At 50.9% G+C, this 6183-nt stretch carries 5 protein-coding genes; all 5 read left to right on the top strand.

The genetic code is table 11. From position 1 onward, the window contains the following. The first annotated feature begins 221 nt into the window (after window positions 1–221). Window positions 222–2846, top strand: coding sequence for an alanine--tRNA ligase (gene alaS, locus ACVBEF_RS20095; RefSeq protein ID WP_447125687.1), 2625 nt, complete (start codon window positions 222–224; stop codon window positions 2844–2846). Window positions 2847–2901: 55 nt separating this feature from the next. Beyond that, a complete protein-coding gene (locus tag ACVBEF_RS20090; RefSeq protein WP_447125686.1) occupies window positions 2902–3429 on the top strand; it encodes an NUDIX domain-containing protein in 528 nt (175 codons plus the stop codon). Window positions 3430–3696: 267 nt separating this feature from the next. Next, window positions 3697–3930 carry a sulfurtransferase TusA family protein gene (locus ACVBEF_RS20085; protein ID WP_447125688.1) on the top strand — a complete coding sequence of 78 codons (234 nt, stop codon included), beginning with the start codon at window positions 3697–3699 and terminating at the stop codon, window positions 3928–3930. A gap of 349 nt (window positions 3931–4279) precedes the next feature. After that, the gene (locus tag ACVBEF_RS20080) at window positions 4280–5032 is read left to right on the top strand and encodes an electron transfer flavoprotein subunit beta/FixA family protein (RefSeq protein ID WP_447125685.1); all 753 of its coding nucleotides are present in this window, start codon (window positions 4280–4282) and stop codon (window positions 5030–5032) included. A 93-nt stretch (window positions 5033–5125) separates the two neighbouring features. Then, window positions 5126–6055 carry an electron transfer flavoprotein subunit alpha/FixB family protein gene (locus tag ACVBEF_RS20075; RefSeq protein WP_447125684.1) on the top strand — a complete coding sequence of 310 codons (930 nt, stop codon included), beginning with the start codon at window positions 5126–5128 and terminating at the stop codon, window positions 6053–6055. Window positions 6056–6183 lie beyond the last annotated feature (128 nt).

Raw genomic sequence — 6183 nt, 5'->3', positions numbered from 1 at the left:
TTTTTTTTTTTTTTTTTTTTTTTTTTTTTTTTTTTTTTTTTTTTTTTCTTTTTGCGCAATATATTCCTTGACACGCACCCCTGAAGGGAGGGGCTGTATCACGTATAATCAGCGCTTTGCAAAATAACAGTGAAATTTACGCACAGTGCCGGAGCAGCGTTCGTTGCCAGACTGCGTAAGTTCTCAATAACATTGCCCGCCTTTCTTGCCCAAGACCGCCCATGAACTCAGCCGATATCCGCGATAAGTTTCTCTCCTTCTTTGAATCTAAAGATCACACTGTTGTGCGTTCGTCCAGCCTGGTGCCGGGGAATGACCCGACATTGCTGTTTACTAACTCGGGAATGGTCCAGTTCAAGGATGTTTTTCTGGGGACGGAAAAACGCAATTATGTCCGTGCTACCTCGGTGCAGCGCTGTTTGCGCGCTGGCGGCAAGCACAACGATCTGGAAAATGTGGGCTACACCGCACGTCATCACACTTTCTTTGAAATGCTGGGTAACTGGTCGTTCGGTGACTATTTCAAGCGCGATTCGCTGAAATGGGCCTTTGAGTTGCTGACCGAAGTGTACGGTTTACCGGCCGAAAAACTCTGGGCTACGGTGTATGAAACCGATGATGAAGCCTATGACATTTGGGTCAATGAGATTGGTTTGCCGCCTGAACGCGTAGTACGCATCGGCGACAATAAAGGCGCGCCGTTTGCGTCTGACAATTTCTGGCAAATGGCAGAAACCGGTCCGTGCGGTCCTTGTTCTGAGATTTTTTACGATCATGGCCCGGATGTCTGGGGCGGTCCACCGGGTAGCCCGGATCAGGATGGTGACCGTTATATTGAAATCTGGAATAACGTTTTCATGCAGTTTGATCGACAAATCGATGCCAAGACCGGGGAGGCGACATTGACGCCATTGCCGCGTCAATGCGTCGATACCGGGATGGGGCTGGAGCGTCTGGCGGCGATTTTGCAGCATGTGCATAGCAACTATGAAATCGATTTATTCCAGAATCTGATCAAGGCTGCCGCACGCGAAACCCATGTCACCGATCTGACCAACAATTCTCTGAAAGTTATCGCTGACCATATCCGTGCTTGCTCCTTTTTGATTGTCGATGGTGTGATCCCGGGTAATGAAGGGCGCGGTTATGTGCTGCGTCGGATTATTCGCCGCGCTTTGCGTCATGGTCACAAGCTTGAGCAAACCAAGCCGTTCTTCTACAAATTAGTCAAAGATTTGGTGTTGGAGATGGGCGCTGCCTATCCCGAGCTGGTGGAAGCGGCCGGTCGTGTTGAGCAAACTTTGCAGCAAGAAGAGGAGCGTTTTGGCGAGACGCTGGAGCATGGCATGAAGATTCTGGAAGCTGCATTGCTCAAGAGTCCTAAAAAACTCGATGGCGATACGGCTTTCACGCTGTATGACACGTTCGGTTTTCCGCTTGATCTGACCGCTGATATTTGTCGCGAACGCGAGGTCGAACTGGACGAAGCGGGCTTTGATGTTGCGATGAAACGCCAGCAGGAAGCTAGCCGTGCCGGTGGCAAATTCAAGTCGGCGTCAGGGCTTGAGTACAGCGGCGACAAAACCAGTTTCGTCGGTTACAGCGCGTTGACGCAAGACGCCACAGTGCTGGCCCTATATGTTGATGGCAGTGCGGTACAAGCCATTGCAGCCGGTCAAGACGCGATTGTGGTGCTTGATACGACACCGTTTTATGCGGAGTCCGGTGGACAAGCTGGCGACGCCGGTGTGCTGGAAACGGCGACTGCCATATTTGCCGTGACTGACACGCTGAAAATTCAGGCTGAAGTATTTGGTCATCATGGCCGTCTGGAAAAAGGTGCGCTGGCAGTTGGTGATCAAGTTGCTGCCAACGTTGACACCGCGCAGCGTGCACGCACCGTGCGCAATCACTCGGCGACACATTTGATGCACAAAGCGTTGCGTGAAGTATTGGGCACGCATGTGGCGCAAAAGGGATCGTTGGTGGATGCGGACAAAACCCGCTTCGATTTCAGTCACAACGCGCCTGTTAGCGCCGATCAGATTCGGCGTATTGAAGAGATTGTGAACCGCGAAGTGTTGGAAAACATCGCCACGCGTGCGCAATTGATGACGTTCGACGATGCCGTTGCCAGCGGTGCGATGGCCTTGTTTGGTGAAAAATACGGCGACGAAGTACGGGTGTTGTCGATCGGCTCATCGACCGAATTGTGCGGCGGTACGCACGTTAATCGCACTGGCGACATCGGCTTGTTCAAGATCGTGGCCGAAGGCGGCGTGGCGGCGGGGATTCGTCGGATTGAAGCGGTGACCGGTTTGGGCGCACTGGCGCTGGTACAAGGTCTGAGCAGCCGGGTCGCCGAAGCTGCGACGGCGTTGAAAGCGCCGCCGGAAGAACTCACGCAACGCATCGCGCAGGTACAGGATTACGTGAAGGCGCTGGAAAAAGAAATGGCCGGGTTGAAGTCAAAATTGGCTTCGAACCAAGGGGATGAGCTGGTTAATCAAGCTGTTGATGTCAATGGCATCAAAGTGCTGGCAGCCATGCTGGAGGGGGCTGACAGCGCGACCTTGCGTGAAACGATGGATAAGCTCAAAGATAAGTTGCAAACCGCCGCGATTGTGTTGGCAACCGTCAAGGACGGTAAGGTCAGTTTGATTGCTGGTGTGACGGCGGACGCGACGGCGAAAGTCAAAGCCGGTGATCTGGTCAATTTTGTCGCGCAGCAAGTCGGCGGCAAAGGCGGCGGTCGCCCGGATATGGCGCAAGCTGGCGGTACTGATCCGAGTGGATTGGCGGCGGCGTTGCAAGGCGTGGTTGCCTGGGTTGGTGCGCGGGGGTAATAGTTTTTTGGTGGTGTTATCCGATGCATGATTGCATTCTCGAAAATAGACGCAAATGAGCGATTTTAAATTTTGTCCGATGTGTGCAACTCCCTTGGCATTGCTCTCCGACAATGGCGATGCAGGCAAGCTGCGTTTGACCTGTCCTGATGGACATTGGACGCATTGGGATAATCCTCTGCCGGTGTTGGCTGCGGTGGTGGAAATCGATGGCAAAATCCTGCTCGCTCGCAATGCCGCCTGGCAGGACAATATGTTTGCGCTGATTACCGGATTCATGGAGCGCGATGAAACGCCGGAGCAGGGGATCACGCGTGAATTGAAGGAAGAAACGAATCTGGACGCTGATCAAATTACCTTGATCGGCGTCTATGAATTCATGCGTAAGAATGAGCTGATCATTGCCTATCACGTCAAAGCATCGGGGACCATTCGTTTGTCGCCGGAGTTGTTGGAATATCGCTTGTTAGCGCCAGAGAAGTTGAAGCCATGGCGTGCCGGTACCGGGTATGCGGTGGCCGATTGGATGCGTGAGCGAGGTTTGGAAGCGGAGTTTGTGGACAGGCCGATTTTGGAGGACTGATGTTAGTTCCCCGTCCGATTCGCGGCTGGCCCTGCTAAGCGCCTCATCAGAAGACGTTTACCAAACCCGCTATGAATGCGCGCATAATTAAAAATCGCTTTGAGGCGTGTTGTTTGACGGAGATTATTCGTGCAACGTTGCATCTTATTTAGTCACTGAAACGAATGTTGTTGTAAAAACGGACGAATCTTTGCTGCATTGCATCAATGGCGGATGTTTAGGCGTAAAATCTGAAACAGCGAATGTTAAATAATTTTGATTTACAAAGTGGTTATGGAATTTAATAGAGAACTTGATGCACGTGGTCTGCACTGCCCGTTGCCGATTTTGAAGACAAAAAAAGCACTGGCTGACATGTTGAGCGGACAAGTCTTGCGCGTATTGGCGACAGACTCTGGTTCAGTGCGTGATTTTCAGGCGTTTGCCAAGCAAACAGGGAATGATCTGTTGTCGCAAACTGAAGAGAATAAAGAGTACGTATTCTTTATGAAGCGCAAGTAAATCGACAAGTTTTGTCGATTTTTATTACCTCAGTGCGAAATATTAAAATGTTTTAATAAGTGCATGTCTATAATTGGTATTCTGCCAATTGTTAAATTAAACTTTTCCCTTGAGATTTACGCACCACCCCAATACTTAAGACACTCACAATAAATCGTTTTGGATGGCGTTGATTTCGATTTTTCTGCTTAATATATATTTTCTATTTTGTCAATAGTGGGCGTTGTCTAAAAAATTAATAGAACGTTCGTGCTTAATTTTGGTCGCGTGCTGCATTCTCTCTTATAATCGCTCATCAATTAACGTTAACGTCAACGCGATTCTTATTTTTTAATCAAAAGGCAGACCGATGAAAGTACTAGTACCAGTCAAGCGTGTAGTCGACTACAACGTCAAAGTCCGGGTCAAATCCGATAACACAGGTGTGGATATCGCCAACGTCAAGATGTCGATGAATCCGTTTGACGAGATTGCAGTGGAAGAAGCGACGCGTCTGAAAGAAGGCGGCAAGGTTACTGAGGTGATCGCGATTTCGTGCGGTGTTGCGCAATGCCAGGAAACCTTGCGCACAGCCATGGCCATTGGTGCAGATCGCGCTATTTTGGTTGAATCCAGCGAAGACTTGCAGCCGCTGGCAGTGGCTAAATTGTTGAAGGCGATTGCAGATAAAGAGCAGCCGCAATTGATCATTCTGGGCAAGCAGGCAATTGACGACGATTGTAATCAAACGGGCCAGATGTTGGCTGCATTACTGGGCTGGCCGCAAGCGACGTTTGCCTCTAAGGTTGTGCTGGAAGAGGGCAAAGTCCTTGTTACGCGTGAAGTCGATGGTGGTCTTGAAACCATCGCGCTGACGTTGCCAGCTATTATTACGACCGATTTACGCCTCAACGAACCACGTTATGTGACGTTGCCTAACATTATGAAAGCCAAAAAGAAAACGTTGGATGTATTTACGCCAGCCGATCTGGGTGTGGATGTAGTACCGCGCTTGAAGACGCTCAAAGTGGTCGAGCCTGCCAAGCGCAGCGCGGGTATCAAAGTGCCAGACGTTGCAACGCTAGTGGCGAAACTGCGTAATGAAGCGAAGGTCATTGCTTAAGCAGCGATTACTTACACCGAACAAAATACAGCGGAGCGCCGCACCTGAAGCATGTCTGCCGGCGACCGCAATACCTCATCATCAGGAGATACCATGACCGCTCTCGTCATAGCTGAACACGATAACGCCACCTTAAAAGGTAGCACTCTCAATACCATCACCGCCGCGACCCAATGTGGTGGCGAGGTTCACGTACTGGTCGCTGGCAAAGATTGCAGTGCGGCAGCCCATGCTGCCGCCAAGGCTGCTGGCGTCACCAAAGTGTTGGTCGCCGATGCAGCCTGGTTTGCCGATGGCCTGGCCGAAAACATCGCTGAGCAAGTCCTGGCGCTGGCCGCAAACTACAGTCATATTCTGGCTCCGGCAACCGCCTACGGTAAAAATATTCTGCCACGCGTCGCTGCCCGACTTGATGTTGGTCAGATTTCAGAAATCGTCAAAGTCGATAGCCCGGACACCTTTGAACGTCCGATTTATGCCGGTAACGCGATTGCGACCGTGCAGTCGATTGACGCCACCAAGGTTATTACTGTACGTACAACAGGTTTTGACGCGGCCGCTGACGGCGGCTCGGCCGTCGTCGAGAACATCGATACAGCGGTAGATTTCGCCAAGTCGGCATTTATTTCGCGTGAGCTGGCTAAGTCGGATCGGCCTGAGCTGACCGCTGCTAAAGTCATTGTCTCTGGCGGACGCGGTATGGGCTCGGCGGATAATTTCAAAATATTGGAGCCGCTGGCAGACAAACTTGGCGCGGCAATGGGTGCTTCACGGGCGGCAGTTGATGCCGGTTTTGTGCCGAACGACTGGCAAGTTGGTCAAACCGGCAAAATCGTTGCTCCCCAGCTCTATATCGCAGTCGGTATTTCTGGCGCGATTCAGCATTTGGCTGGGATGAAAGACTCGAAGACGATCGTTGCGATTAACAAAGACGAAGAAGCGCCGATTTTCTCGGTCGCTGATTATGGCATCGTCGGAGACTTGTTTGAGATCGTGCCGCAGTTGGTAGCCGAGTTAGGCTAACTTAGCCTCATACAATAATTAGATCGTTTGCAAAAACGCCAAGGCAGTATTACGAAAGTGGTACTGCCTATTTTTTCTGGAGAAGTTGATGAGTTACGTTGCCCCCCTTAAAGATATGTTGTTCGCAC

Source organism: Glaciimonas sp. GG7 (assembly GCF_052976905.1).
Note: the sequence above shows the minus strand (reverse complement) of the source record. Positions and strands in the feature narration are given on the sequence as shown.